23 protein-coding genes are annotated in these 24,958 nt (G+C 66.4%); 10 read left to right on the top strand and 13 right to left on the bottom strand.

The genetic code is table 11. From position 1 onward, the window contains the following. From B9C43_RS01625 to B9C43_RS01610, 4 genes are read right to left on the bottom strand one after another with little or no spacing between them, the layout of a single operon-like run. A complete protein-coding gene (locus B9C43_RS01625; protein WP_143446020.1) occupies positions 1 to 321 on the bottom strand; it encodes a hypothetical protein in 321 nt (106 codons plus the stop codon). A gap of 32 nt (positions 322 to 353) precedes the next feature. Then, on the bottom strand, positions 354 to 1,169 hold the full coding sequence (locus tag B9C43_RS01620; RefSeq protein ID WP_084424272.1) for a fumarylacetoacetate hydrolase family protein: 816 nt from the start codon (positions 1,167 to 1,169) through the stop codon (positions 354 to 356). 3 nt (positions 1,170 to 1,172) lie between these two features. After that, positions 1,173 to 2,087: a VOC family protein gene (locus tag B9C43_RS01615; protein WP_084424271.1), complete on the bottom strand. Its 915-nt coding sequence runs from the start codon at positions 2,085 to 2,087 to the stop codon at positions 1,173 to 1,175. Beyond that, the gene (locus B9C43_RS01610) at positions 2,084 to 3,640 is read right to left on the bottom strand and encodes an FAD-dependent monooxygenase (protein ID WP_235038392.1); all 1,557 of its coding nucleotides are present in this window, start codon (positions 3,638 to 3,640) and stop codon (positions 2,084 to 2,086) included. The genes B9C43_RS01615 and B9C43_RS01610 overlap by 4 nt, the downstream gene beginning before the upstream one ends. Before the next feature lie 125 nt (positions 3,641 to 3,765). Between B9C43_RS01610 and B9C43_RS01605 the strand changes: the two genes are divergently transcribed. The 6 genes from B9C43_RS01605 to B9C43_RS01575 all read left to right on the top strand — a co-directional run bounded on the left by B9C43_RS01605 (position 3,766) and on the right by B9C43_RS01575 (position 11,091). Then, entirely contained in the window at positions 3,766 to 4,962 is a 1,197-nt protein-coding gene (locus B9C43_RS01605; RefSeq protein WP_084424270.1) for an MFS transporter, read from the top strand. After that, entirely contained in the window at positions 4,959 to 5,645 is a 687-nt protein-coding gene (locus tag B9C43_RS01600) for a class II aldolase/adducin family protein (protein WP_084424269.1), read from the top strand. Before B9C43_RS01605 ends, B9C43_RS01600 begins: the two co-directional genes overlap by 4 nt. A gap of 12 nt (positions 5,646 to 5,657) precedes the next feature. Continuing rightward, positions 5,658 to 7,118 (top strand): aldehyde dehydrogenase family protein, encoded by a 1,461-nt coding sequence (locus B9C43_RS01595; protein WP_084424268.1) that lies wholly within the window; start codon positions 5,658 to 5,660, stop codon positions 7,116 to 7,118. An 8-nt stretch (positions 7,119 to 7,126) separates the two neighbouring features. Then, a complete protein-coding gene (locus B9C43_RS01590; RefSeq protein WP_084425522.1) occupies positions 7,127 to 7,915 on the top strand; it encodes an IclR family transcriptional regulator in 789 nt (262 codons plus the stop codon). A gap of 426 nt (positions 7,916 to 8,341) precedes the next feature. After that, positions 8,342 to 10,603 (top strand): LLM class flavin-dependent oxidoreductase, encoded by a 2,262-nt coding sequence (locus B9C43_RS01580; protein ID WP_084424267.1) that lies wholly within the window; start codon positions 8,342 to 8,344, stop codon positions 10,601 to 10,603. Positions 10,604 to 10,605: 2 nt separating this feature from the next. Beyond that, positions 10,606 to 11,091: a MarR family winged helix-turn-helix transcriptional regulator gene (locus tag B9C43_RS01575; RefSeq protein ID WP_084424266.1), complete on the top strand. Its 486-nt coding sequence runs from the start codon at positions 10,606 to 10,608 to the stop codon at positions 11,089 to 11,091. Here B9C43_RS01575 and B9C43_RS01570 read toward each other — a convergent pair. Genes B9C43_RS01570 through B9C43_RS01560 form a run of 3 tightly spaced genes read right to left on the bottom strand, consistent with a single transcriptional unit; the run spans position 11,088 to position 14,148 of the window. Continuing rightward, positions 11,088 to 12,071, bottom strand: a complete 984-nt coding sequence (locus B9C43_RS01570) for an asparaginase (protein WP_084424265.1) — start codon at positions 12,069 to 12,071, stop codon at positions 11,088 to 11,090. The genes B9C43_RS01575 and B9C43_RS01570 overlap by 4 nt on opposite strands. Further along, positions 12,068 to 12,835: an inositol monophosphatase family protein gene (locus B9C43_RS01565; protein WP_084424264.1), complete on the bottom strand. Its 768-nt coding sequence runs from the start codon at positions 12,833 to 12,835 to the stop codon at positions 12,068 to 12,070. Before B9C43_RS01565 ends, B9C43_RS01570 begins: the two co-directional genes overlap by 4 nt. 20 nt (positions 12,836 to 12,855) lie before the next feature. Further along, entirely contained in the window at positions 12,856 to 14,148 is a 1,293-nt protein-coding gene (locus tag B9C43_RS01560; protein WP_084424263.1) for a CheR family methyltransferase, read from the bottom strand. A 69-nt stretch (positions 14,149 to 14,217) separates the two neighbouring features. Here B9C43_RS01560 and B9C43_RS01555 point away from each other — a divergent pair, with 69 nt between their 5' ends. Continuing rightward, positions 14,218 to 14,622, top strand: a complete 405-nt coding sequence (locus B9C43_RS01555; protein ID WP_143446017.1) for a DUF6210 family protein — start codon at positions 14,218 to 14,220, stop codon at positions 14,620 to 14,622. Here B9C43_RS01555 and B9C43_RS01550 read toward each other — a convergent pair. Next, the gene (locus tag B9C43_RS01550) at positions 14,619 to 15,113 is read right to left on the bottom strand and encodes an NUDIX domain-containing protein (protein ID WP_235038390.1); all 495 of its coding nucleotides are present in this window, start codon (positions 15,111 to 15,113) and stop codon (positions 14,619 to 14,621) included. The genes B9C43_RS01555 and B9C43_RS01550 overlap by 4 nt on opposite strands. 22 nt (positions 15,114 to 15,135) lie before the next feature. Beyond that, on the bottom strand, positions 15,136 to 15,864 hold the full coding sequence (locus B9C43_RS01545) for a DedA family protein (RefSeq protein WP_084424262.1): 729 nt from the start codon (positions 15,862 to 15,864) through the stop codon (positions 15,136 to 15,138). A 681-nt stretch (positions 15,865 to 16,545) separates the two neighbouring features. Here B9C43_RS01545 and B9C43_RS01535 point away from each other — a divergent pair. After that, complete coding sequence (locus B9C43_RS01535) at positions 16,546 to 17,394, top strand: aminoglycoside phosphotransferase family protein (protein WP_327221345.1); 849 nt, start codon at positions 16,546 to 16,548, stop codon at positions 17,392 to 17,394. Positions 17,395 to 17,466: 72 nt separating this feature from the next. Then, positions 17,467 to 18,309, top strand: a complete 843-nt coding sequence (locus tag B9C43_RS01530) for an NAD-dependent epimerase/dehydratase family protein (protein ID WP_084425520.1) — start codon at positions 17,467 to 17,469, stop codon at positions 18,307 to 18,309. 24 nt (positions 18,310 to 18,333) lie between these two features. Here B9C43_RS01530 and cysC read toward each other — a convergent pair whose 3' ends face one another. The 3 genes from cysC to B9C43_RS01515 all read right to left on the bottom strand — a co-directional run bounded on the left by cysC (position 18,334) and on the right by B9C43_RS01515 (position 23,619). Beyond that, positions 18,334 to 21,420: an adenylyl-sulfate kinase gene (cysC, locus tag B9C43_RS60055; RefSeq protein ID WP_084424259.1), complete on the bottom strand. Its 3,087-nt coding sequence runs from the start codon at positions 21,418 to 21,420 to the stop codon at positions 18,334 to 18,336. Between the two features lie 93 nt (positions 21,421 to 21,513). Beyond that, positions 21,514 to 22,323, bottom strand: coding sequence for an MBL fold metallo-hydrolase (locus B9C43_RS01520; protein ID WP_084424258.1), 810 nt, complete (start codon positions 22,321 to 22,323; stop codon positions 21,514 to 21,516). A gap of 39 nt (positions 22,324 to 22,362) precedes the next feature. After that, positions 22,363 to 23,619 carry an alpha/beta hydrolase family protein gene (locus B9C43_RS01515; protein ID WP_200825396.1) on the bottom strand — a complete coding sequence of 419 codons (1,257 nt, stop codon included), beginning with the start codon at positions 23,617 to 23,619 and terminating at the stop codon, positions 22,363 to 22,365. A 141-nt stretch (positions 23,620 to 23,760) separates the two neighbouring features. Between B9C43_RS01515 and B9C43_RS01510 the strand changes: the two genes are divergently transcribed. After that, positions 23,761 to 24,603 carry an extracellular catalytic domain type 1 short-chain-length polyhydroxyalkanoate depolymerase gene (locus B9C43_RS01510; protein ID WP_407657061.1) on the top strand — a complete coding sequence of 281 codons (843 nt, stop codon included), beginning with the start codon at positions 23,761 to 23,763 and terminating at the stop codon, positions 24,601 to 24,603. 12 nt (positions 24,604 to 24,615) lie between these two features. On the opposite strand, the gene B9C43_RS01505 is transcribed toward B9C43_RS01510, so the two are convergent. Beyond that, complete coding sequence (locus tag B9C43_RS01505; protein WP_033390430.1) at positions 24,616 to 24,915, bottom strand: DUF1905 domain-containing protein; 300 nt, start codon at positions 24,913 to 24,915, stop codon at positions 24,616 to 24,618. Positions 24,916 to 24,958 lie beyond the last annotated feature (43 nt).

Raw genomic sequence — 24,958 nt, 5'->3', positions numbered from 1 at the left:
TCACCCGAGTTGAATGACCGTAACCGCCGAACCGTCGGTGTGCGCGAACCTCGAGTTCACCGGATCGACCGCGATCGTCGCCGGACCTGAGAACCAGCCATCCCCGACCAGAGAGGATTTCGCCTCCCCCGTCGCCAGCTCAGGCCATTCGGCCAGCACGTCACCGGTGCCCACGTCATGCAGTGCGTCCTCGATGTCCAGCTGACCGCTGTCTTCGGGGCAATGCACGACTCCCGTTCGCCCATTGGGCATTGTCAACAACGCCAACGGATACCGATAGAGATCGGCGTCGTTGTCGAACCGGCTCAACTCCCGGATCACACTGCCATCGGGTGCTATCACGAGTGTCCCGGCTATGGCTGCTCGCTGACTACTCGATTTGTCAGGGTGCCGACCCCGTCGACCTCGACGGTGATCACGTCGCCGTCCTGCAGGAAGAGCTGGGGGTCGCGGCGGTAGCCGACGCCGCCGGGCGTTCCGGTCAGGATCAGGTCTCCCGGCAGCAGCGTGGTGAACTGCGAGATCGTCGAGATCAGGGCGGGGATGTCGAAGATCAGCTTGGACGTGTCCGACTCCTGCAGAACCCTGTCGCCCAGCCGGGTCCGTACGCCCGCGGCCGTCAGGTCCACCTCCTGCGGCAGCACGAGGTACGGGCCCAACGGTGTCGAGTTGTCCCACGTTTTGCCTTGCAACCACTGGTGGGTCTTGTATTGGTAATCCCGCATGGTGATGTCGTTGGCGACCGTGTAGCCCAGGACGTGGTCGTATGCCTTCTCCACCGGGATCCGGCGGCCCGCTCGGCCGATCACGACGGTCAGTTCCGCCTCATAGTCCACTTGCGCGGACTCCGGCGGCAGGACGATGTCGTCGTGCGGGCCGATCAGGCTGCCGGCGAACTTCGTGAACATCACCGGGTAGGTCGGCAGTTCACGCCCTGTCTCGCCGACATGCGCGTGGTAGTTCAGCCCGACGCAGATGATCTTGTCCGGGCGAGGGATCACTGGGCGCAGATGGACATCGGACACCGCGACCGCCTGTGCGGAAAGCTCGGTCGCCGCCTGCAAGGCATCCGCGGAACCCAGGGATGCCAAGTCCAACGGGATCAGGGTGTCGCCGTCGACCCGGCCGACTCGGTCGGCGCCTTGGTAGGTGTAGCTGGCGTACGGCACGACTCACTTCCCTTCCGAGGTGTGGCGCCACTTCGCCAGCTGCCCGCCCCATAGGTTCACGCTGTTGGGCACCGGTTCCCACCTGCGCGGCACGTATTCCACCCGGTCGTCGTGAAACTTCTCCATCTCGGCCGAGAGCTCGATGTGGTTGCCCGCCGGGTCGTCGAAGAACACGAACAGGTTGTTGCCGGGCCCATGCCGTCCCGGGCCCCAGACGACGTCCACGCCGATGTCGGTCAGGCGGTCGCACCACGCCTTGAAGTCCTCCCACTCCGCCAGGTCGTAGGAGTAGTGGTCGAGGCCGCGCTGTCCACTTCCGACAACCGCCAAGGTGTGGTGGTCACGGTTGCTGCGCAGCCACGCGAATCCGCCGTCGGCCAGCTGGTCGGAGATGCGGAAACCCACTGTGCCGACGTAGAACTCGGCCATCCGGGCGACGTCCGAGGTGGCCAGTGTCACGTGCTGGTATTTGATCGGCCTGCGTCCGGTGTCCGCGGCGTTCTCACCCTGACGGTAGACCGCACTGTGGAAGTGCACTGTGTTGCCGTCCGGGTCGGTCGTGCTGATTCCGCGGACCTTGCCCAGCGGGTGGTCCACATAAGACTCGTCCAGTTCGGTGCAGGACGACAGCCGGGCCGCGATGGCGTCGAGTCCACCAGCGTCACGCACCTCGAAGGCGATGTGGTCGAGCGCCTTCTCACCGGGGATCAGGTCCACGACGTGATGCCCGGTGCCCCAGCCAAGTCGCGCTCCACCGTCCGGGAGTTCGTCCTGCACAACGAGTCCGAGGACCGTCGCGTAGAACTGAACTGCGGCCGGCACGTCCGGCACGCGGAAACCGATGTGCGACACGGCCGTGTCCCGCAACGCACCGGCTGCTCCCGTCTCGGGGAGGGTCACGCGGACAGGTTTGGTCATGACACTGCCTTTCGGTCCAGGGACCAGGAGAGATCCGAAGCGAGAGCGGGCGGGTCGCCAGGCTCCCAAGCGGCGGCCACGAACCTGTCGGGCCGCAGCAACACGAACTTGCCGCGGTACGGCGCGAACTCGAGGTCCAGACCGCCGTCCACGTCGACGAGCACACGCACATCCCCGACGGGCAACCGATCGTCCACGGGGACGTGGAAAACGCTGGGCGCAACGGGCGAGGTCGCACCGACCGCGCCGAGATAGCAGTCCAAGTCGACCCCGACTCCGATCAGCGCCCACCCGGCGCCAAGGATGTCGTCGAGCATCACGATCCGGCTGGTCGCCGTGTCGAAAACCCTTGGTTGGCCGACTACTTCACCGCCACCACGAGACACCAGACCGGACCGGTAGACCTGGCGCGGCCGGTAGCGCATCTCCTCAAGGAAACTACGTCCATCCTGTGTGGACAGCACACGGTCGATCAACGCGTCCCGCCGCTCGGCGAACCGGGGATTCGTGGTCATCACGACCTCCCCCCACCTGACCGAGAGCCGGACCGTCGCCTCGGCGTGCGGCCTGCGCTCGGCCTCGTAGCTGTCCAAAGCCGACTCGTCGAGCCTGCCCGCGAGCACATCGGCGATCTTCCATGCCAGATTGGCCGCGTCCCGGATACCCGAGTTGAGGCCCTGCCCCGCGAACGGCGGCATCATGTGCGCGGCATCGCCGAGCAGGAACGTCCTGCCGTGCCGCCATTCGTCGGCCACCACGGCGTTGAAGCGATAAGTGACCACGCGCTCGACTTCCGCGGGCTCCAGCGTCCTGAACGGCGCGAGCAAGCTCTTGACCAGTGAGAACGGCGGCCGTACGCCGGCTTCGCCCTCGCCCGGGTGCAGCAGGAACTCGTATCGGCAGCGACCGTCGCGTCCCGGGATGATCACGTGCGGACGGTCCGGGTCGCCGTGGTGCATGCCGTAGCGCTCGTCATGCGGATCGCCGAGCACGTCCGCGACCAGCCACACGTCGGAGTAACTTTCGCCGGTCATGCCGATGCCTTGGTACTCACGGACAGTGGACCGTCCGCCGTCGCATCCGAGCAGGTAGCGCGCACGCACCAGCCCGTCGCGGCACTTCAGCTCGACACCGTCGGCGTCCTGTGTGAACGCGAGCAGCTCGGTGCCCATCATGACCGTCGCGTTGCTGTGCGAACGCAGGTGCGCCATGAGCTCGCGCTCAAGATCGGGCTGCGCGAACGGGTTCTTGAACGGGTGCCCGAGGCGGTACGGCCTAGCCGCGCGGGCCTGGAAAACCGGGCGTCCCGAAGCGTTGTAGTACCGCGTACCGGTGCCCGGAACGATGATGTCCAGCAGCCGTTCCTGCAGACCCGCCGCCTGGTAGATGCGCAGGGCCTCGTCGTCGATGCTGATCGCCTTCGGCTCGTCGCTGGTGGTGGCGTTGCGTTCGAGCACGACCACGTCCAAACCCATCCGAACCAGTAACGCGGCCGCGGTCATCCCCACCGGCCCCGCACCGGCTACCGCGATGTCGAACTGTCGTGTCAGCACGGCCTCCTCCTTCCGGTGTCTCGACGGTAACCCCGGCTAGTCCTGAATACAAGGACTTGTTTTTCGAATTTCAGGACTCTACCGTCAACGGAGGTCAGGGGGACGTCAAGGTCGAGGGAGTCCTGATGTCTAAAACCAGCTCGTGGACCGTGGTCGCCTTGTGCGCGACGGTCGTCGTCGCCGAGGGATACGACTTGATCGTCTACGGCGCGTTGTTGCCCAAATTGCTCGCCGAACCCGGCTGGGGACTGACCACCTCGAGCGCCGGTGAGATCGGCAGCCTCGTCTACCTGGGCATGCTCGTCGGCAGTCTGATCGGCGGCAGGCTCACCGACACCCGCGGCCGCCGCACCGTCGTGCTGGCGTCGACGGTGGTGTTCACGGTGTGGACGTTCGCCTGCGCGCTGGCCCAAGCGCCTTGGCAGCTCGGGCTTTTCCGGCTGCTGGCCGGGCTCGGGATGGGCGCGGTCATCCCGTCGGCGCTGGCACTGGCCAAGGAGTACTCACCCGAAGGCCGCACCCCGCTGACCGTGACGATCCTGATGGCCGGCGTGCCCCTTGGCGGCACCTCGGCGTCCCTGCTGGGGCTGGCCATCCTGCCGACCCACGGCTGGCGTCCGATGTTCCTGATCGGCGGCGCGATCTCGGTCGCGATCCTGATCCTCGGCTGGGCCAAACTGCCTGAGTCGCAGCAGTTCCTCGGCACCGCGGAACGCCCGCGGATCACCGCGCTGTTCTCCCGCGCGTTCCTGGTGACCTCGATCCTGTTCGCCGCCGCGTCCGTGCTGAACCTGTTGACGTGGTACGGAATGAACACCTGGCTGACGACGCTGATGCGGGAGCTTCGTTACCCGTTGAGCTCGGCGCTGCAGTTCTCGATGACACTCAACATCGCGGCCGTCGTCGCGTCGTTCCTGTTCGCCGCCGCCGCTCGCCGATACGGCGCCCGGCCGATGGCTGTGGTGTGCGCCTTGCTCACCTCCGCGGGCATCTTCGGTACGGCCATCGGCACCAGCAGCATGGTGTTGTTGCTGGCGCTGATCGCCTTGATCGGCGCGGGCGCGCACTCCGCGTTGAACCTGGTGATCGCCTCGGTCGCGGATTCCTACCCGGTTCGCTTGCGTGGCACGGCGATCGGCTGGGCCAACGGCATGGGACGATCCGGCGCGGTACTGGCACCGGCACTCGGCGGCTGGGTGCTCTCGGCGGGTCTGGGCCCGCGCGCGGTGTTCTACACGTTCGCCACGACCGCCCTCTGCGCCGCCGTGATCGTGTCCGTGCTGGTGGTCGTCGGAAGAAGGCGTCAGGAGGTCAATGTATGAATGAGCAGGTCGCCGACGTGGTCCGGGCGCATCACGCCCTTGCCGTCGCCGGGCAGGACGACATGGTGTGGGGCCATGTGTCCATTCGCGACCGCGCGGGCCGCGGGATCTGGATGAAGGCCGCGGGCTGGGGCTTCGAGGAGGTCGAGCCGGATCGCGTGCTGCTGGTCTCGTGGGACGGTGAAGTACTTGAGGGGGAAGGAAAGCGGCATATCGAGTACCCGATCCACACGGGTGTCATGGCAGTACGCTCCGATGTGGACTGTGTGATCCACACGCACGCCACGGCCGCGAGCGCGTTCGCATCTCTTGAAGTGCCGATCAGGGCGATCAACCATGACGGCGTTCTGTTCACCGAACCGGACATCCCGCGGTTCACCCGAACCGGAAGTCTCATCCGGACACAAGAACTGGGCGAGTCCCTCGCCGAAACACTCGGCGACGCGCGGGCCTGTCTGATTCCGCAACACGGTCTGGTCGCGGTGGGCACGGATGTCGCACATGCCGTGATGCACGCGGTGTTGCTGGACCGGGCGTGCGGCATCCAGCTGACCGCGATGGCCGCGGGTGGACCGAAGCGGTGGTCGGACCCGGCCGAGGTGGCGTTGAAGACGGCCGAATGCTGGCCACCGAGCCAGATCGAAGCGGGCTGGAACTACTTGGCCCGCAAGACAAGGAGATGAAGGAGATGAACGATGCCTGACGCACTCGCACTCACCGCCGACACGCTCGCGCACGACTGGCGTCTGCTCATCGGTGGCAAGCTCGTCCCGGCGAAGACGACCTACGAGAACCCGTCACCGGTCACCGGCAAGGTGATCGCCCACGTCCCGGACGCGGGCAGCCAAGAGGTCGACGCGGCGGTCACCGCCGCCTCCCAAGGCTTCCCTGCGTGGGCGGCCACGCCCATCGCGGAACGGGCCGCGATCGTGCGCCAGATCGCCGCGCGGGTCAGGGAAAACGCCGCCGAGCTCGCCGCACTGGACACTTTGGACGGTGGTAACATCATCCGGCTGGCGCAGGACGACGTGCACCGCGGCGCGGAAATGCTGGAGTACTTCGCCGACATCGCCCGCGCGCTGACCGGTGACACGGTCCCGGTGACCGCGGATGCGCTGCACTTCACCACCCACCAGCCGATCGGCGTGGTCGCCAGGATCATCCCGTACAACCACCCGATCATGTTCGCGGCGGGCAAGATCGCCGCACCGCTGGTCGCGGGCAACAGCGTGATTCTCAAGGCGCCGCACCAGACCCCGCTGTCGGCCTTGCGACTGGGCGAACTGGTCGCGGACCTGCTGCCGGAGGGCGTGCTGTCGATCCTGACCGGCAGCGGGCCCGCGACCGGCGACGCGATCGTCCGGCACCCTGACGTGCGCCGGATCGCGTTCATCGGCAGCGCACGAACCGGCCTCATCATCCAGCGAGCCGCGGCCGAGACCTCGGTGAAGCACGTGACGCTGGAACTGGGCGGCAAGAACGCGATGGTCGCCTTCCCGGACGCCGACCCAGCGGAGGTCGCACAGTCGGTGGTGCACGGGATGAACTTCTCGTGGTCCGGTCAATCGTGCGGGTCGACCACGCGACTGGTCGTGCACGAGGACATCCGCCCGCAGGTCGTGGCCGAGGTGGCCCGGCTGGCTGGTGGGTTGCGAGTCGGCGACCCGTTCGACCCGGCCACCGACGTCGGCACCCTGGTGTCCCAGGACCAGTTCGACAAGGTCACCGGCTACCTGGAGATCGCCCGCGGCGAGGGCGCTTCCGTCGCGGCGGGTGGCAGCCCGGTTCCAGGCACGGCTCTGGCCGTCGAGCCGACCGTGTTCACGGATGTCACGCCGGACATGCGGATCGCACAGGAGGAGGTCTTCGGGCCCGTGCTGAGCGTGCTGTCGTTCCGCGACGAGGCCGAGGCCGTACGGCTCGCCAACTCCGTGGAATACGGCCTCACTGGGTCGGTCTGGACCAACGACCTGCGCCGCGCGCACCGCGTCGCCAACGCACTGGAAGCGGGCTACGTGTGGATCAACGGTTCGTCGACGCACTACGTCGGCACGCCGTTCGGCGGGGTCAAATCGTCCGGGATCGGCCGGGAGGAATGTCTCGAGGAGCTGCTGAGCTTCACCGAGACGAAGGCCGTGCACATCAGCTACGCATAATGTTGTGCATGGCTGGACGTGATTCATCGGGCTATCGCGAGCGCAACTCGACCGCCGACAAGGCATTGGACATCCTTGCCATGTTCGGCGACGACCTCCCGGTGATCTCGGGCATGGAAGTCGCGAGCAGGCTGGGCGTGGCCAAGTCGACCGCGTACCGCTACCTGCAGAGCCTGGTCGCCAACCACTTCCTTGAGGAAGCGCCGGGCGGTGGGTTCCGGCTCGGCTTGCGGATCCTCGAGCTGGCCAGGCTGGCTCGTCGGTCCTACGGCCTGTCCGAGGTGTCCGCGCCGGTCATGGCCGAGCTCGCGGCGACCGCGCACGAGACGGTGCTGCTGACCCGCCGGGTCGGTGACCTGGTGGTCTGCCTGGATCGCGCCGAGTCCGAGACGCACCGGGTCCGGATCTCGTACGAGCGCGGCAGTACTTTGCCGATCAACGCGGGCGCGTCGGCGTTGGCGCTGCTCGCGTGGACGCCGCCGGAGGAAGCTCGCAAGGTCCTGGAGGCCTCTCCGCTGCAGCGGTTCACCCCGAACACGCTCACCGACGTGGATGAGCTGCTCGCGCGGCTGGCTGAGATCCGTGAGGCTGGGTATTCGGTGACGCGCGCCGAGGTCGATGCGGAGGTTCTCGGTGTGGCAGCACCCATCCGGGACGAAGCCGGGACCGTTGTGGCCGCGGTGAGCGTGGCTGCTGTCGCTTCACGGATTTCCACTGAGGATCAGCCCCGGTTGATCGAGCACGTGTGCAAGGCTGGCGCGGAGATCACCAAGCGGCTGGCACTCACGAGCGGCTGACCTGCTTGGGTTATGCGCTGCTCTTGAAATGCCGCGCACTCGGCACAAGAGCCGCCACGAAGCACACCGCAGCGCAAGCGGCAAGAACCGCAGTGGTACCGAAAGCATCGATCGCTGACGCGATCAACGCGAGGCCGACGGGCGCGAGGCCGTAGGACACAAGAAAGTCCAATGAGGACACGCGGGCCAGCAGACGCGGCTCGACTTCCCGTTGGGTAGCGGTGGACCAGGGGACGTTGAACAAACTCGATGCCCACGCCCTCAACAAACTCCGTGCTGCGCAAGCGTGGCGAAGTGTGATCACGGGATGACCTGGATCTTCCGGTCCGCTGCCCGGTTGGTCCGGGAATGTTCTGCCGGACAACTATGTTGTCGGAGATATCATCTTCTATACAGATGATCTCGCGTCGGACTAGTGGGGTTGGAATGACGGACTACGGTCATGACCTGGTGTTGGGTACGTTCATCACGCCTTCGGTGAGCGATCCGGACGGCGTGGTGGGTCTGGCCGAGTTGACCGAAGCGGCCGGGCTGGACGCGGCGACCTTCCAGGACCACCCGTACAACGTGGGCCTGCTGGACACCTGGACCTTGCTGAGCTGGGTCGCGGCCAGGACCAAGCGGATCCTGGTCTCGGGCAACGTGCTCAACCTGCCGTTGCGGCCACCCGCGGTGCTCGCCCGGGCCGCGGCGAGCCTCGACCTGCTCTCCCACGGGCGCTTTGAGCTGGGCATTGGCGCGGGCGGGTTCGTTGACCCGGTCCACGGTATGGGCGGCGGACGCAAGAGCGCGGGTGAACGCATCGAGGCGTTGTCCGAGGCGATCGACATCTTCCGTGGTGTTTGGGACGCGGAAACGCGGGGTGCGTTCCGCTTCAACGGCGAGCACTACCAGCTCCCCGGGATGAAGCACGGCCCGAAGCCCGCGCACGACATCTCGATCTGGCTGGGCGCGTACAAGCCGAAGATGCTCAAACTGACCGGCAGCAAGGCCGACGGGTGGCTGCCGACCTTGGAGTACCTGCGGGAAGGCGACATCGCCAGTGCCAACGCGATGATCGACGAAGCCGCGGCCGCCGCGGGCCGTGACCCGCGTCAGATCCGTCGGCTGCTCAACATCATGCAGGCGAGTTTCGACGACCACTCGGACACGTTCCTGCGCGGCAGGCCCGAGGACTGGGTCGACGAGCTGCTCCCCTTGGTCATGGAGCACGGGTTCAGCGCGTTCTTCATCGGCGGCGACAACCCCAGGACCATCCAGACCTTCGGCGAGGAGGTCGCGCCCGCGCTGCGTGCGGCCGTTGCCAAGGAACGCGGCACCGAACCCAACGAAACCGGGCCGAACAAGATGGACGCGATCCCGCGGGAGTTACAGGCGAAGTCGGTGCGCCCGGGTGACCCGGCTTACGAACAGGTCCGGCACTCGTACTCGCACAAAGGCTCGCCGGGACTGGTGATCCAGCCAGAGAACGTCGACGACGTCCGCGAGGCCTTGGCATACGCACGCAGGCAGCAAGTCCCCCTTGCTGTTCGCAGCGGCGGCCACGGCCTCAGTGGACGGTCCACGAACGACGGCGGGATCGTGATCGACCTCCGCCGGATGAACAAGGTCGAGGTTCTGGACCGGGCCGCGCGGCGGGTTCGCGTCGAACCCGGCGCCCGGTGGGGAAACGTCGCCCAAGCCCTGGCACCGCACGGGCTGGCCATCAGTTCGGGCGACTACGGCGATGTCGGCGTCGGTGGCCTGGCGACCACGGCTGGACTCGGATATCTCGCGCGCATCTACGGCCTGACGATCGACCACGTCCTCGCGGCCGAGATCGTCCTCGCCGACGGCACGTTCCAGCGCGTCGACCAGCACAACGACCCCGACTTGTTCTGGGCCGTGCGCGGCGCGGGCGGGAACTTCGGCATTGTCACGGCGTTCGAGATCGAGGCCACCGAACTGGCGAATGTGGTGCACGCCGTGCTGGTCGTGGACGCCACCGACACCGCTGATGTGGTGCAGCGGTGGGGAAAGCTCGTGGAGGACGCGCCGCGGGAGGTCACCAGCTTCCTGTCGTTGCTCCCCGCTCGCCGTGGCCAGCCGCCGGTGGCACAGGCCACGCTCATCTACGCGGGCGACGAGGTCGAGGCCGCTCAGCAGGCCTTGAGCCCGTTCCTGACAATGGGTCCGATCCTCGCCGAGGAGGCGCAGGTCGTGCCGTATGCCGCGGTTGTCTACCCGGCGGGTAACGCGCATCGCGGGCAAGGGCTGTCGGACTCGCACAGCGGACTGGTGGACCACATCACGCCGGAGGTCGCGGCCGCCGTCGAGAAGATGATCAAGTCGTCGGACGTGCTGGTCGTCCAGTTCAGGTCGGCTGGTGGCGCGGTCAACGACATGCCTTCGGACGCGACGGCGTACGCCCACCGCACCCAGAACTTCTCCCTGATCGCCGCGACCTCGCCCAGCCGCAAACAGCGGATGGATGAGCTGTGGGCGCAGGTGTATCCGCACCTGGATGGGATGTACCTGAGTTTCGAGACCGACACGAGTCCGGAGCGTTTGCTGGACGCGTTTCCCCATGAGACGTTGTGCCGGTTGCGTGAACTCAAGGCCAAGTACGACCCGGATGGCGTGTTCGACAGGAACTTCGACCTGACAGCGGCCGACGCGTTGTCCTTGTCAGAAAGCCGTAGGGTGTGACCATGGCCCAGCGCGTAGCCAGGAATCTGGGGTGGGCACTCGCCGTGGTGCTGCGCCGATGGCACGACGGCGTCGAGGACGTCCTGAACGACATCCCGCACGGGTCACGCGGTTACCACGTCCTGTCCACTGTGGTACACGAGGACCTGCCGACACAGGCCGCGCTCGCCGCCCACCTGTCCATCGACCGGACCGTGATGACATACCTGATCGACGCGTTGGAGGCGGCCGGGCTTGTCGAACGCAAGCCCGATCCCGCCGACCGCCGGGCCAGGCGGATTGTCGCCACCGACCACGGCCGCAAGGTGCTCGCCGCAGCCGAGCGGCGAGTCGGCGCTGTCGAACAAGCCATGCTCGCCGCGCTTGCCCCGGACGAACAGGCCGTGTTCCAGGAACTGACTCAACGAGCCGCGAGCCGTATCCACTACGAGGATCCGGACGCGGACCCGTGCACCGCCGTGCAGGAAGCGCTCGGCGAACGGCCCTAGACGCCCGCGCGGCGGAACACCTCGCCGATGTTCGCGGTGTCGTGACCGGTGCTGAGCAAGTGGTGCAAGAGGATCCGGGATTTCAGCTGGTCGAGGAAACCCGCCGGGATCAGGCCACGACTGAGCATGTCCGATTCGGAGCCGGGAAAGGCGTACGTCCGCTCCAGAGTCGAGCCCGCACCGGTACGAGAGGCCAGCACGACAGGCATCCGTTCGGCCAGCCCGCCGAGGATGTCGGCTACAGCGGCCGGAACGTGCCCGACGCCGAACGCCGCCACGACCAACCCGTCGACCCGGCCGGCGACCGCTTCGAGGACGGTTCCGTTGTCCCCCAACAGCATCGGGATCACGGCGACTTCGACAGGTTCCCGAGTTCGCACCGGAACCGTGACGCGGGTATTGGGCCGGTTGACGATCCGGGGCGTGCCTTCCACGACATAGCCCAGCGGCCCGCCGTTGGCCGACTGGAACGTGTACCCACTCGTGGTGTGTGTCTTGCGTACCCGCACTGCGGCGTGGATCTCGTCGGCGAACGCCACGACCACGCCGAGTTCACGAGCTGCTTCTGACGCTGCGGTTTGGATCGCGGCCAGCACGTTGGCTGGACCGTCGGCGCCCGCCAGCGTCGGATTACGCATCGCTCCCGTCACCACGACCGGTTCGTTCCGTTCGTGCATGAGATCCAGCAGATACGCGGTCTCCTCGATGGTGTCGGTGCCTTGCGTGATCACGACACCGTCCGCGCCTTCGCTCAGCTGCCGCTCGATGGCTGAGGCGAGGTCATAGATGTCCTCAAAGGACAATGAGGCGCCCGGCACCCGCCGGAAGTCAACCACATCAACGGTGATGCCCGTTTCGGCGAGGCCGGGAACTGCCGCTACGAGTTGCTCCGCGGACAGCGCGGGAACAACACCACCACCCGCGCCGGCGGTCATCGCGATGGTCCCGCCAAGCCCGAACACCACCACTCGACGCGTCATCGCTGAGCGTCCGCCAGTCGCGTCATGATCGCAGTGTAGACGCCGGGTGCCAGTGCGATCGTGAACGCCGAATTCATCGAGTGGTCCGATCCGTCGTGGTCGACGACCACGCCACCCGCCTCACGCACGATCAACGCACCGGCCATGGTGTCCCACGGGTGGTTGGACAGGTTGATCGTGGCGTCCAGCTTGCCGTGCGCGACCCAGGCCATGTCGATCGCGGCAGTGCCGATCATCCGGATACGCTGGGCGTTCGCACCCAGCTCGGCCAGCAACGCGAGCCGGATCCGGTTCTTCTCGGCCGCGCCGCCACCGGTCGCGAAATCCCCGATCGAGATCATCGCGTCGGACAGCTCCTGCACCGACGAGCATTCAATGGGCTCGCCGTTGACATACGCGCCATTGCCGGAGCTCGCTGTGTAACCGATGTCCATAAAGGGCAGATCGATGGCCGCGAGCACGGGCTTGCTGCCGTCGACCAAGGCTAGTGACACCGCGCACAGCGGGATGCCGCGGGCGAAGTTCGCGGTTCCGTCGATCGGGTCGAGTACCCAGTTGAGCTCGGTCGCCCCGGTCTGCCCGTGTTCCTCGCCGAGCAGCCCGATCTCCGGGGTCTGTGCGGCGAGGAAGTCCCGTACGGCCTCCTCGACCGCCAGGTCGACGTCGGTGACCATGTCCCGGTCGCCCTTGGCGGCCACGTGGGCAGGCGTCCGCTCTTGGATGATCCGCCTCGCCAACGACACGGCCTGCGTGGCGATCGGCATGAGCTCAGTGTTCACCTGCGTCAAAGTACAGACGAAGGAGCAAGCGGGGGTGGTGTCACCGGTCGCATGGCGACGTGGCCGACGTGATTGCGCCACGCGTGCCACCCGGATCGGCGCAGGACATCCACGGCCTCGGTGACGAAGCCTTCGTCGTCCAGTTGGGCGGCGAGGATGGAACTGCACCGGGAGCGTTCCTCCGCGGGCATTTCGGGGGGTGCGTGCCCGAGGTAGCCGTCCGCGCCGCGCGGGCACATGTTCAGGTTGGCCAGCAAGGCGTCAAGCCGGCCGTCGAACCGGCGGCGGAACGGCGTGTCTGTCCGAATTGTGCCGACCGCGTGCGCGTTCGCCAGGTTTTCGAAGTTGTCGTCGTGCAACGCGTACCACGGCGCGAGTTCGATCGGCCGGATGTTGTCGATGCTGAAGGCGAACTCCTTGGCCACCAGGTGGCCCTTTTCCTTGCGGTAGACCGTGTAGCGCGAGCTGACCGAGTCGATCCAGTTGCTGCCGCAGACGAACAGCCCGCCCGGCCGCAGCAGTTGCTCGGCCCACGCCAACGCCTTCTCCCGGAACGGGTGGTCGAAGTACATGAACACGTTCATGCACCTGATCACATCGGCCCCACCGTCCACTGTGAACTCGCCGATGCCGCCGCCGCGCAGTTCGAGGTTGCCGGTTTCGTAGTGGCGCATGGGATCGCGGATCAGCCTGCCATCATCGTCGGCGACCTCGTCACCGGACAGTTCCGGCTTGAGCCGCTCGAGGATCTGCTGGAAGCGCCGCTTGGTCGCGGTCTGATCGGGGTCGAAGTTGCCCGCCTGGTAGTAGCGCAGGCGCAGGTCGTCGTCGTAGCAGGCGTACGCGCCTTGCTTGTCGTACACGAGATACCGCCCGAACGACGGATCGACCCCGACAACGCGCCAGTCCTTCAGCCGCTTGGCGGTCTCGATGGTGGTGAACGGCGGGAATCCGCAGCCGATGTCGACGAACACGCCCTGGCCCTCGGGCCGGTGCCACGGGTTTCGAGCCACGTATTCGTCGAGGGCGCGGTGCCTGCCCGCCATCGTGACCGGAGGGACGGTGCCTGACCACGCGCTCGGCACCGTTCTTGGCGCACTGAAACCGATCAGCCACGCGGTGAAGACCGAGACGTCGGTCGGCGCCAGCCTGGCAGCGCGCATCAACCGGAAAGCCCGGTCGGCCAATGCCAGCGCGTCGGGCGACGCATCAGCCAGTTGACGCAATTCGTCGAGTACCCCAGTGGAGAGACGGCCATCGAAGTACACCGTGTTCCACCGGTCCACAATCTGGACCACACACCACATCTACCGCAAACACGACGTACCGCGCCAGGCCTTTGAAGTACGAGCGTTACGCTTATGTCCATGCAGGTGCGCGTCGATTTCAATCCGCATGACGCGGTCCCCGAGGTGCTGTGCCTGATCGTGCCCGCGCCGACGGGTGTGGTGTACGAGAACCGGTGTGGTGGCCGGGCGTGCCTGCAGAACTCACTTGAGGGTTACCTCGTCGTGGTCGGCAGGGCGACGCCCTTCGTCGACTTCTTCGCGAAGTTCGACGGGCGGCCACCGCAGCGGTGGAGCGCGGACGACCTGGACCACCTGCAGCGGCTGATCCGGGAGAAGGTGGTGTACTTCGTCGCCGAGATCGAGTTCGAGTCCCGGGTGCTGCTGAGCCTCGACTTCGACCGTCTCGACGACCTCACCGAGGCGTGGATCCCGGTTCGCGCGGGCGATCAGGCCGCTGTGCTGGTGTTCGCCAACTCTGCCTAGGCGACGCGGTGTCCGTGCTCGCACAACGCGGTCGTGCCCTGGCGCAGGGCTTGCAACGCGGCCTCGACGCGTCTGGCCAGTCTCGGCGCGAGGCGCTTGCGTGCTTCGGCGAGGTCGTAGAAGCCCGCCGAGAGGATCTCGCCGTCGACGAACTCCATGGCGTCCACTTCGGACTGCGTGAGGATGCCGCCGTCGAAGATGAACATCACCGCTTCCGGCCAGGCGTCCTGCGGGAATACGTAGTCGACGACCAGCAGCCTGCCCAGGTCGCGCTTCATGCCGAGTTCCTCGGTCAGCTCGCGGGTCGCCGTCGCCCACGGTGCCTCGTTCTCGTCGACCGAACCGCCCGGGATCTCCCACTCCGGCTTGTAGGAGGGCTCGACCAACAGGACACGGTCCTCGTCGTCGCAAAACAGCACTCCTGAGGCCATTCGCTTGCGGTTCAACCCTGCGACGAACTTCTCCACAGACCACGGCTCGGTTTCTGGCACGACCCGAACCCTAGCCAGGCCCTCATCGGATCGGACGGGTGACTTCGCTGTCACGCTCGACCCGCGGCAGCACCTGCGTGGCGTCCTCGTCGCCGTCACCCCCGCCGCCCTTGCGCTTCTTGCGGATCCGCATGATGACGAACAGCACCACGGCCACGGCGACCGCGCCGATGACGATCTTCTGGAAGACACCCGCGTACTGGTCGACCAGGTGCCAGTTCTCGCCGAGCTGGTAGCCGGCCACGACGAAAATGGTGTTCCACATCAGGCTGCCCGCGGCTGTCAGCACCAGAAATTTGGCGAAGTTCATTTTCTCGACACCGGCAGGCAACGAGATAAAACTTCGAAACAACGGAATCATCCGGCCGAAGAATACGGCTTTTGTGCCGTGTTTTGCGAACCACTTCTCGGTCTTGTCGAAATCACTCACCTTGACCAGCGGGATTTTACCGACAATCGTGCGGGTACGTTCCCGGCCGAGTAACACCCCGGCCAGGTAAACGATGATCGCGCCGACAACGGAGCCCAACGTGGTCCAGAACAGGGCGCCGGCCAGCGTGAACACGCCCTTGCTCGCGGAGAAGCCGGCCAGCGGCAGCACCAATTCACTGGGGATGGGCGGAAAAAGGTTGTCCAGCCCGACCACGAGCGCCGCACCGACACCACCAAGTGTGTCCATCAGCTCGACGGCCCATCCGGCCATACCACCGACTGGTTGCTGCGCGTTCTCGGCTAGCAGGTATGCAGACATCAATGCTCTCTTCCGGGAACCTTCTTACACCCACAAGCTTAGGAATGCGCGGACGCCACCATAAGGAAGTGTGCCTCCCACTTCGCGGCGTTAAACCCCACCACGCGTACTGCGGAAAACCACAATGCGGGCCCGTCGCCGTCGACGTGCCCCACGCAAGATCCCAAGACCAGGATACCGTGATCACGACCGACCCGGTCATACCGGATATTTCGCCCGAACTGCGCAGGTCGGACACGGTGGGCGGCCGTCGGCCCCCCGATCACCAGCGTACCGGCGGTCACCGACAGCCGGACGGCTCGCAAGATCCACTTCGTCGAGTCGTCCACAGTCAAGCGCGCGATCGATGTGCCAGCTGGGCTGGGGCGAGCCCGCCGAGGCTGGGGGTGCCGGTGTTCTCGAACCCGGAGTTCGGGTAGAGGAACAGCCGGCAGGTTCGGTGGCGGCATCGCATTGTCTGTTCGCAACGACACCGGCCCTTGGTTGACAGGTCGTCGGGTTCGTCCGCGGTGGCGATGTCCGGGACGAACCGAGTCTTACTGGGGAGCAAAGTCCCGGTTTTACCGAGGTCACCAGTGATCTGATCCAGTCGCTGCGGGATTTCGACCTCCCTGAAGGCAGTCCACCCCCAGGCAGAAAATCATTCGGTCGACAGAAAACCGGGCGGTAGCGTCGATCGCCGTGATCGTCGACACCTCGCCGGATCTGGTCCGGCGCCTGCTGCACGCGCAGTTCCCCGGTTGGGCCGATCGGTCTATCACGCCGGTGAAGTCCTTTGGCACCGTCAATGACCTTTACCGGCTCGGCTCCGACATGGTGGTACGGCTGCCCAGACGGGCGGACGCAGCCGGGGATGTCCAGCGTGAGCTGGAATGGTTGCCGCGGCTGACTCCGTTGCCCACGGCGATTCCCGTTCCGGTGTGCCAAGGCGAGCCGGGTGAGGGATATCCGTGGAACTGGTCGGTGTTGCGCTGGCTGGACGGGGAAAACCCGGTTGTCGGGGACTTTCCCTTGGTGGCCAGGGACCTGGCTGAGTTCGTGGTCGCGTTGCAGCGAATCGATCCCGCGTCCGGCCCGGCGTCGGACCGCGGCGGGCCGCTGGTGGACCGCGATCGCGAGACCCGCGAGGCGATAGACCAGGCGCGGGACATGATCGACGCCGAGGCGGCCACGGCGGCGTGGGAGGCGGCTCTGCAGGCACCGCAATGGTCCGCGCCGCCCGTATGGACGCATGCTGACCTCGGCCCGGGCAACATCCTGGTCGCGGACAACCGGTTGCGCGCCGTGATCGACTTCGGGGTGCTTGGTGTCGGTGATCCCGCCGTCGACCTCATCCCGGCGTGGAACCTGTTCACCGGCTCGGCGCGGGCGATCTTCCGGTCTACTGTGGACGTCGATGAGGCGACGTGGGAACGGGGTCGCGGCTGGGCATTGTCGATTTCGTTGATCCAGCTACCTTACTATCGGGACACGAACCCGGTGATCACTGCCAACTCGCTGCACGTGATCACCGAGGTACTGCGCAGCTGAGGCCGGGTGGCTCTCGAAATCGAGTCCCAACTGGACCACGCCGCGCCGCGGGCCGGCCTTAACGTGGGACGCATGCGTATTTTCCTGGCCGGTGCCGCTGGCGTGATCGGACGGCGAGCGACCAAGTTGCTGATCGCTCATGGACATCAGGTGATCGGATTGGCCAGACGGCCGTCCCCGTTGCTCGAGGAGCTCGGCGCGCAGGTCACCGTCGGGGATGTCTACGATCGCGCCGCACTGGCCGGGGCGGTCCGGGCGGCCAGGCCGGATGTCGTCATGCATCAGCTGACCGACCTGCGCGACGGTGATCGCGCGGCGAACGCGCGGATCCGCGAGCAAGGCACCATCAACCTCGTGGAAGCCGCGCTCGACGCGGGCGTGCAGCGCATCATCGCCCAGAGCATCTGCTGGGTCTACGAACCAGGGATCACGCCCGCGTCCGAGGACATCCAGCTCGACTTGGAATCCTCCGGCGCCCGTCTCGACACAGTGAGCGCGGTGGCCACGCTCGAAGCAAACGTGCAGGAAGCTGCCGAGTGGGTCATATTGCGCTACGGCATGTTGTATGGGCCTGACACCTGGTACACAGTTGACGGTCTGATGGCGCAACTAGCGCACCGTGGCGAACTTCCAGCAACGGCGGACGTGACTAGCTTCCTGCACATCGACGACGCGGCCACTGCGGCCGTAGCGTCGCTGGATTGGCCGACGGGAACCGTGAACATCTGCGACGACGAGCCTGCCTCCGGTTACGACTGGACACCTGCGTTCTGCAAGGCTGTCGGCGCCCCGAAACCGTCCATATCGGACACGCCACGGACGCCTTGGGCTCGGGGCGCCGACAACCACTACGCACGTGAGGAACTGGGCTGGACGCCCCAATGGCCTTCGTGGCGTACCGGCTTCGCCACCTGATCAACCAAGCCCCTCCGGCGGTTACTACACGCCCATGGCCCGCAGCTGGGTCAGGATCGCCTCGGCGGCCTGCGCGGCCGTCTGCACGGTCGTGTCGATACGGATCTCTGGCCGCTGCGGTGGTTCGTACGGCGAGTCGACACCGGTGAAGTCCTTCAGCTCGCCCTTGCGTGCTTTGCGGTAGAGGCCCTTGGGGTCGCGTGCCTCCGCGACGGCCAAAGGCGTGTCGACGAAGACTTCGCAGAACTCGCCCTCGGCGACAAGGCCACGCGCCAGCTCTCGTTCGGCCGAGAACGGCGAGATGAACGACACCAGCACAATCAGGCCGGCGTCAGCCATCAGCGCGGCGACTTCCGCGACACGGCGGACGTTCTCCTGCCGGTCGGAATCACCGAAGCCCAGGTCCCGGCTCAGGCCATGCCGGACGTTGTCACCGTCGAGCAGGTAGGTGTGTTTCCCTTCGGCGTTCAGCCGTTTTTCCAAGATGTCGGCGATGGTGGACTTGCCCGCACCGGACAGACCGGTGAACCAGACGACCATCGGGCGATGTCCCTTGATCTCGCCACGCGCGGTCTTGCCGACAGTCGTGTGCTGCCAATGGATATCGGTCGACACCGGCGTGCGCAACCCGGCAAGGCGCCCGCGTTCCAGCGGTGATGGCGGCCTGCGGTCCGACCTCGCCGTCAGGACGTCCGCCGCTTCTTCGTTCCGGCCGGCCTCGGCCAACGCGTGCACGAACGTGTCCTCGATGACCTCGCGTTGAGCGGCGCTGCCGCCGAGGCGATACACCAGTGGCCGCACACTGTTCAATTCGGACACAGCGGCATCCCACCTTTCGGCGACGACATGCGCGAGGCCACTGCACAACGGCGCGACGACCTGACGATACACCTCGGAGTCATGCCGGACGGCGAACCTGCGCAAGGCCTCGAGCCGCTCCCCGTCCTTCGCCGCGGCCAACGCGATAGCCGCGTGCATCGCGGCGAAGGATGTCTGCGGCTGGGTGAGCCAGTCCTGCGGCGAGGCATTCAGCACCGCCTCCGCACCGGCCTTGCCGTCCCAGCGCCGGGTCATCTCGCACCGCCACAGCAAGGACGCCGAGTCCACGAGTGCACGCGGCCCGCTCACCGCGGGCGGGGCGAGGTCACGGGCGTAACGTCGTCTGACCGCTTCGTCGTCGCCCAGCATCAGTTCGTGCAAAGCAGCGTGCCAGGTGAAGTGCACCTTGCCGTCGCTGGTGTCGCCCCAGTCACCGATCCAGCCGTTGAGCCACTCGAGCCCGGATTTGTGTTCCCCTGTCTCATAGAACACGTGTGTGCGGGCGTGCACCGCGTGCCCGGACGCGGGTTCGACCGCGAGCGCCCGCGCGGAGAGCGCCTCGGCCTCTGCCCATCGTTCCTGTTCCTGGCGGACGAAGGCGAGTTGGCCCAGATACCACCAGTCGTCGCCGTAATCCCCGGCCAGGCTCTCCACCAGCTCCCACGTTTCGCGGTCACTCGTGATCCCGCCGAACGAGATCGTCGGGACCGCGATGTTCACCGCGAACGCGTCCCGTGGGTATGCCTCGATGTGCCGCAGCAGAGCCCTGCCACCCGCCCTGAGGTCCGCGGCACGGGCCGCGACGGCCGCGATGAAGCTGCGTTCCCGGCTGTCGGCGTTCTTCGCACAGGTCCTGGCTTGCCGCAACCGGTCGCTGACGTCCACCGGGACGTCCCATTCCAGTCCCAGCAGGGCAATCGCCGCGTGTCCGAGTGCGAAGGCCGGATCGACGTCGGTGGCTGCCACGAGGTCGTCGAGCGCCTCGCATTGGCCTCGCAGCACCCGATCGACGCCATCGGTGAAGAGACCGGCGGCTTCTTTGCTTGTGCTGAGGGCCAGCCCGTAGCGGTCACGCGGCTTCGTGGCCGATCTGTCCACAATGGCCTTGGCGATCGCGGTCGCCTGCGCCCGGATCTCCGGGAACGCCGTGGACTCCCACACCATGCCGGTTCGCGCCGCGCCGATTGCCCAGATGCCTCTGGTCACTTTGCCGTCGGTGTTCGTGCGCAGGCCGAGCCCGTGCGGTCCCGGCTTCGCCAGCCCCTGCTGGAACAAGCGCTTGATCAGCGGGTCTCGGCCGAAGTCAAGGCACGGACCGGTGCAGTTGACCACCGAGGCGACCGAGAGCCTTTCTCCACCGGATAACGTGACTTCGTTTCCATTGGCAGCCACGACTTCACCTTTGTGGAGCTTGAGCCGTCCGGCGTCCTTGATGGCTTTCAGGTTGTCGGCCGCTTCCGGCGCCATCCGGTGCCGGTACACGCTCCAGTAACGGGCGTAGTGGCTCAGGAAGCGTTCCTGCTCGGCTTTCGGCAGACGTCCCCAGATTCGCGGCGCCTGCAGCCGCAGGGTGTCCACGGCCTGCCGCCAGCCGCGGCCGCGCGACGCCTGCTGCCAGATCTCGTCGATGTCCTGTCCGTTGATCTGCTCAGTCGAGGGTTTGCCTGCGGAGGTGTGCCGCCGGGGCAGAAGTCCCGTTCTCGAGACGACGTGGATCGTCCGATGTGGCCGGTCGAGTCGGAGCGCGATGTCGACCATGGTCAGCCCGGACCCGACGAGTAGCACGTCGCCGTCCTCGGTAACCTCCGCGCCCCAAGGGTTCTCGATGAAACCAGGCAGTCCCACCGGTGCCCAGTCGCAGTTCGGTGCCGGGAGCCCGATGGCCAGCACGGCCGCCTTGGCGTCGAGCACTTCCCCGGTCGCCAGTTCGACCGTAACTCCGTTTGTTTTCCGCGTGATCCCGGTGACTCGATCTCTCACATGGGTGATGTCCGCGGCCACCGCGTTGAGATACTGCCCGAAATGGCGGCGCGGTAAGAAATCACCGGAGCCGACCGGGCGCCCCAGTTCCTTGGTGGCCCAGCGAACGAAATGCTCCGGGTCGTCCGGATGAGCACTGAGCTTCCCAGCCGCGGTGTTGAGCAGGTGACGGGAATCGGTCGTGCTGTACGCCACCCCGTGCCCAGGCTTCTCGGCTGGGTCGACCATGACGACTTCGAGGTCCTGTTCACGGAGTCTGACCGCCGCGAGCACACCGGCCGCACCCGCCCCGACAACAACGACAGTATCCATGGTCGCCCCCCAGCTCTCATGTCACAACGTGCCGATCAAGCAGAGCACACCGACGACGAGGTGTAAAGGCCAGCAGAACGCCGTCGAACACACCTAGCCGAGGTGGTCGTTTTCGCCGCTCACCCAAGAGATATACCTCTGTGCCGAGCGTTTAACCGCGGCCTTGGCGTTCTCTACGCGTTGCGGCCCGGCCAACCAGTAGAGACGGTCGAAATCGTAGGGCTCCAGCCGGTCGGCGATCCGTTGGACCAGGCCAGCCGAGAGCGGGATCTTGTTGGGGTAACTGCGCATGAACGAGACCCAGCCCGTGGCCGCGGCCGGGACAATGGTGTCGCCCGCGAGCAGCGCGCCTGAATCGATGTGCGCGACGGCCGAGCCCGGGAAGTGGCCGCCCGCGGTGATGAGGGTGATGCCGGGAAGGATCTGCTCGGTGTCGTTCCATTCCCTGATCACGTCGTCCTCGCGCCGCACCCAGTGCCGGTCCGCGGCGTGGACGAGGACCGGCACCTTGCCGAAACGGTGGCTCCACGAGACTTGGGAGCCGAACATGTGCGGGTGGCTGGCGACGATCACCGCGATCCCGCCGAGTTGTTCGATCGTTTCGGCGGTGGCCGGGTCGAGGTGGTTCGGCGGGTCCCAGAGGAGGTTTCCCTGCGGGGTCTGGACCAGGTAGGACCATTGCCCGATGCCGAAGCCGGGATCCCGGTTGAGTTGGTGGATTCCGGGTTCTGGTTCGTGGTGCAGGACGGTGTGCGGCGTGGCGTTCAGGTCTTCCAGCGTCGTCCAGATCTGGCCGTCCTGCGGGACGTACTGCCTTTCGTCAAGGCAGATCTCGCAGGATGCCGGTGGTCGCGGGATGTCGGGATGTTCCACTGCGCACGTTCCACAGATCCAGATGGTCATGCGTGCAGTCTTCACCGTGAAGTTCGCTTGAGGTCAAGCTCAGGCCTTCAGCGAGCAACTGGTGGCGAGGTCGATCCCGGCCGGGCGTGGGAGCGTGGCCGACGGCGGAGGCTGGACTCCTCGAAGCCAGCCTTCCAGTGCCGTGAACGCTGTGGTGAAGCAGGGGGCGATGGGGCGCAACAGGTCTGGGTACGTGTCGTACAGGCCGTCGACGTGGTTGCCGCCCTCGATCCGGTAGTACCGCTGGAGATGTGCGCGTCCCTGCGTGGCGATCATCCTGTGGTACACGTCGGAATCGCGGCTGATCGGCAGCAGGGCATCCAGCGTTCCGTGCAAGGTGAGCAGAGGTTTGCCGATCCGGCCGGTCAGCGAGATCCGGGCGACGGCTCGATGGACTGACTTCGGCCGGGACGCGTAGTCGTAGGTGGCGTCGCTGCCTTCATAACCCGGGTCGAGTTCTGTGCGGTAGATCCGCTGGGTGAGGTCCCAGTAGACCTGTTTGTGGTACGGCCACAGGAATTCCGAGGCCGGGTCGAAGCCTGCCGCCACCATTTCCTCCCGGTCACCGCGGATCGCGGGCGGGAGGAACGTCAGCAGGTTGTCGCCTTCGGGGCGCCAGAGAGTTCCCTCCCAATCGACGCCGCCGTCGTAGAGCCACGGCACGTTCTCCAGTTGCCAGCGGACGAGGTAACCACCATTGGAGATGCCGGCTGCGATGGTCCGCGCCGGAAATCGTCCATAGTGGAGCTTCAGGGTCAGCTTCGCGGCCAGGGTCAGCTGGGTGACGCGGGTGTTCCACTCGGCCAGGGCATCGCCGGGGCCGCGGCCGTCGGTGAAGAAGTCCGCTCCGGTGTTTCCCTTGTCTGTCGCGGCGAAGGCGTATCCGGCCGCCAGGACTTGGTCGGCGACGGCCCGGTCGTTCGCGTATTGCCTGCGGACTCCCGGCGAACCGGACACCACCAGTCCTCCGTTCCACCGGCCGGGCAGCCTGAGGACGAACTGGGAGTCGTGGTTCCAGCCGTGTGCCGTGTTCGTCTTGGACGTGTCCGGGAAGTATCCGTCGACCTGGACGCCGGGGACCGCGCCCACCACGGGCAAGCCCACGGATGTCAGCCCGGCCCAGTCGGCTTGGACGGTATGGCCTGTGCGCAACGTTCCGGTTGTGGTCAGATCGTCCAAACAGGACTGCTCCACATGCTCTGCGCCGGGGACGATGACCGGAGCGCAGGTGCTCGCTTGTGCCGCGGCCGGCGTGACGAGGGACATCATCAGGGCGAGGACCAGAGTGAGGCGCATTGCCGGACCGTAGGTCACCGGCGCTCGCGGCGGTATCTGTTGGGGCCACACAAACTCCCGGCTGATTGTGGTGCCCGGCACCGTGGGAACATCCCGCCGGGCGGCCTACCTTCGAGTGACGACGGTCACAAGGAGGTGGTCGTGAAGATTTTCCTCACCGTGCTGCTGGCCCTGACATTCCTGGCAGCACCAGCCAATGCCGCGACGCTCAGGCCAGTCACCGGATTCGGCAGCAACCCTGGCGCGCTGCAAATGTACGAATACGTTCCCGATGGGCTTCCGGCCGGACGGCCGGTCGTCGTCGCACTCCACGGGTGTGCCCAGGACGCGACCTACGGGCAGAACGCGGGCTGGACCGGTCTTGCCGACTCCCTGCGGTTCACTCTCGTTGTGCCGCAACAAGTCACCGCCAACAACCTCAACAAGTGCTTCAACTGGTTCCAGGCCAACGACATCAGCCGTGGTTCCGGCGAGGCCGAATCGATCGCCCAGATGGCGCGTCGCGCTCTCGCCGACACCAATGGGGACGCGCGTCGTGTGTACGTCACGGGGCTGTCCGCCGGTGGTGCGATGACGTCCGTGATGCTCGCGACCTACCCGGATCTGTTCGCGGGTGGTGGCGTTGTCGCCGGCATTCCGTTTGGGTGTGCCACTGCCATGTTCGAGGCGTTCACCTGCATGAACCCCGGCAAGAACCTGACTGCGCAGCAGTGGGGTGACAAGGTGCGGGCGGCGAGCTCGTTCACGGCCGTACGGCCTGGTGTCAGCATCTGGCACGGCACCGCCGACTACACCGTGGCCGTCATGAACCAGCGTGAGAGCGCTGAGCAGTGGACGAACGTGGGCGCACCAGTGCAGACCCGGACTATCCAAGGGATGGGCCACGGACAGCCGGTCGCTCCAGGTTGTGGGCGCGCGGGGCCGTACATGCTGGACGTCGGTGTGTGCGCGGCCGCCGAGCTCGCCAAGTTCTGGGGCCTCTAGCCGGTCGCCGGTCTAGAAATCGACGAGCTCGACGGTCACGGTGGCGACGTCACCGACGTCGAGCTCTTCGGCTTTGCGCACGGCGCGCTTCACGGGCAGCACGAACACCCCGTCCTTGCTGGGAAAGATCGAGGTCGCCCACGAGGTGCCGCCGACCGTGACCCGTACCCTGACCGAACCGAACCCCCGTCTTGGACCGGCCGAGAGCTCCTTGATGTCCTCGGAGACGTCCTCGGGCAGACTCACGAACGTCCAGCTGTCGGTTCGCCGCGCGTCCCACTCCCACACCTCGGCGTCGAACGTGATGACCATGTCGCGAGCATGGCACAGTGCTCTGACAATTCTGGGGTCCGAC

Origin of the sequence: Kibdelosporangium aridum (genome assembly GCF_900176515.1) — a bacterium.
In the GTDB taxonomy this organism is placed as follows: domain Bacteria; phylum Actinomycetota; class Actinomycetes; order Mycobacteriales; family Pseudonocardiaceae; genus Kibdelosporangium; species Kibdelosporangium aridum.
The sequence above is the reverse complement of the archived record's forward strand: the minus strand, read 5'-3'. Positions and strand labels throughout refer to the sequence as shown.